We start from the raw sequence: 2,481 nt of genomic DNA on the forward strand, positions 1-2,481 counted from the left end.
ACGTCAGCAGCGCCGTCACCGCCAGCCCGACACCGGGCGTCTTGCCGCTGCGGATTTCGCGAACCACCACGGGCGCTCCGCCGATGATCACATTCGGCGAAATCTGTACCGTCCCAACCTTGGCCTCGCAGGTGCTGCGATCCCCACTGCGCACTGCGGGCTGGCCGTTGATAAATACGCGACTGGAACCCTCGGCCATGTATTGCTCTGGCATCGGCGCGTGTTTATGGCAGTCGACTTTATCGCCAGGACAAGGCACCGCGCCCGCCACCGGAGAGGCCACCGTAGGGCGCCATAGCTGAGAGAAAAATCCTTCAGCGATATCCAGATAAGCAGGCTCACCACCTGGCGCTGCGATTACATCCGAGATTTTGCCAGCCGCCCGCGCAGCGGGTTTGCCGTTGATGAATACGTTGGGCGAACCGCTGCTGATGAAGGCGTCGATGACGGGAGGAAACAGGGCATTGGCGAAATACTCACATAATCGTGAGAGGCCTTTATCCGCGCCGGTTTTGCTCATGCCGACGCCGACCACCGCACCCACCACGGCGCCGAGTACAACGCAGCCGAGACCGCCAGTCGCCACGGTGACACCCGCCGCCGCAACCACCGCCGCTGTCGCCAAGGCCGTCACGGCCACGTTGGCGGCAATCTCCAGGACTCCGCCTAAAACGTCGGCCAGCATGGAACTGTGCAGAAGCGCATCGCCCTCGCGGGCGGCCCAAGGCGTGTCGGTCATGCGTAACGATCCGTGTCTGAAAAAGACCCGGATCAAATCACGCAGTGGCGGTATTGCTCAGGTGAGACTTTCCTATGCTTTTGTAGGAATACTCCTGAGGTTAATCAGGCAAATCCCCCGCGACTCTGGTCATCCCAGGATTGAAGGGGGCAAAGTGGCTGTTCTATATGCTTCAGTGAGCGCGGGGCGGTCGCTTGGGTGCAACTGCCAGTCGCCACAGGTCGCTTTTACCGAAGTCCCGCTCGGTAAGGTTGGGTGGACGGCGCACCAGACGCCACTCCCCACAATAAAAACTGCCGAGTGAGACTTCTTTCATGAAAAGACTGTTCAACCGCTATCTGCTGACCCTCACCGGCGTCGCGCTGCTCAGTGCTCAAGCCCTGGCCGCCGATCCGGCGTCCTGCAAAACCGTGCGCATGGGCGTCGTCAGTTGGACCGACGTGGTCGCTACCTCGGGCATGGCCGATGTGCTGCTCAATGGCCTGGGCTATGACAGCAAACAGACCAGCGCGGTGCAGCAGATCGTCTTTGCCGGTATCCGCGACAAGCGCCTGGATATCTTCCTTGGCTACTGGAAACCGGCGATGGACAACAACATCGCGCCGTTTCTGGCCGCCAGGCAGGTCAAGGTCTTCGATACGCCCAGCCTCGCCGACGCCCAGGCCACCTTGGCTGTGCCGCAATACGTGGCCGATGCCGGACTGAAGACGTTTGCCGACATTGCCCGCTTCAAGGAGCAACTGGGCGCAAAGATCTACGGTATCGAGCCGGGCAGCGGGGCGAATACCGATATCCAGAAAATGATCGACACCAACCGCTTCGGCCTGGGTGGTTTCAAGTTGGTCGCTTCGGGCGAGGCGGGGATGTTGGCCGCGGTGCAGCGGGCGGTGAATCGCAAGGAGTTCGTGGTTTTTGTCGGTTGGACCCCGCACCCGATGAACATCAATATGAAAATGGCCTACCTCACCGGCAGTGAAGATGTGTTCGGCCCCGATGAGGGGCGTGCCACCGTCTCCACGGTCACGGCGCCGGATTTCGGCGAGCGCTGCCCCAACGCCAATCGGTTGTTGGAAAACCTGACATTCACCGCCGCCCAGGAAAGCCAATTGATGGTACCGATCATGGCGCGCCAGTCGCCGCAGGATGTGGCCAGGCAATGGCTGCGCGATCATCCCGAGGATATGCAGCGCTGGCTGACCGGGGTTGCAGCGTTTGATGGCGGCGATGGCGTGGCGGCGGTGCAGGCCAGCCTCAAACCTTAAGGCCCATGGGGTCTGGATGTAGGAGCGCTTGCGCATGTATCCAATTTCTGCACAGCTTGCAGCGTTCGTCGCCAAGACTGAAACCTTTACCTGCGACGACTCCTCCCTGGCAGCGGTACGTCAGAACTACGACCGCATGTGCCAGGCGTTCACCCCACCGCAACCGGACGGGCTGCAAGTGTCGGACTTTTCCCTGGCTGGCGTAGGTGTGCGCAGTTATCTGCCCACAACGTCCACTCCGGCTAACGGCTGGCCATGCCTTCTTTATATACACGGCGGCGGCTGGGTGGTCGGCGGGTTGGACTCCCATGACTTCATCTGTTTCGAGCTGGCCAGCGCGTTGCAGGTGCTGGTGATCGCCATCGACTATCGGCTGGCGCCGGAGCACCCGTTCCCGGCGGCTTATGAAGACTGTCGCGCGGTGTGGCAGGCGATCCAGGCGGGGCAGGCGCCGCACGCGATCAATCTGCAGCGCCTGGT

Annotated in this window: 3 protein-coding genes; 2 read left to right on the forward strand and 1 reads right to left on the reverse strand. The window is 61.5% G+C overall.

The window, feature by feature from the left end:
* Positions 1-739, reverse strand: a 739-nt coding sequence (locus L9Z73_RS29025; protein WP_247408282.1) for a PAAR domain-containing protein, incomplete at its 3' end; no start/stop codon positions are given.
* Positions 740-1,053: 314 nt separating this feature from the next.
* Between L9Z73_RS29025 and choX the strand changes: the two genes are divergently transcribed.
* Positions 1,054-2,001 (forward strand): choline ABC transporter substrate-binding protein, encoded by a 948-nt coding sequence (gene choX, locus L9Z73_RS29030; protein ID WP_247408284.1) that lies wholly within the window; start codon positions 1,054-1,056, stop codon positions 1,999-2,001.
* Between the two features lie 34 nt (positions 2,002-2,035).
* The coding region (locus L9Z73_RS29035; RefSeq protein WP_247408287.1) for an alpha/beta hydrolase fold domain-containing protein at positions 2,036-2,481 on the forward strand (446 nt) is incomplete at its 3' end.

It is taken from the genome of Pseudomonas emilianonis, assembly GCF_023072625.1.
GTDB classification, from domain to species: Bacteria; Pseudomonadota; Gammaproteobacteria; order Pseudomonadales; family Pseudomonadaceae; genus Aquipseudomonas; species Aquipseudomonas paraveronii.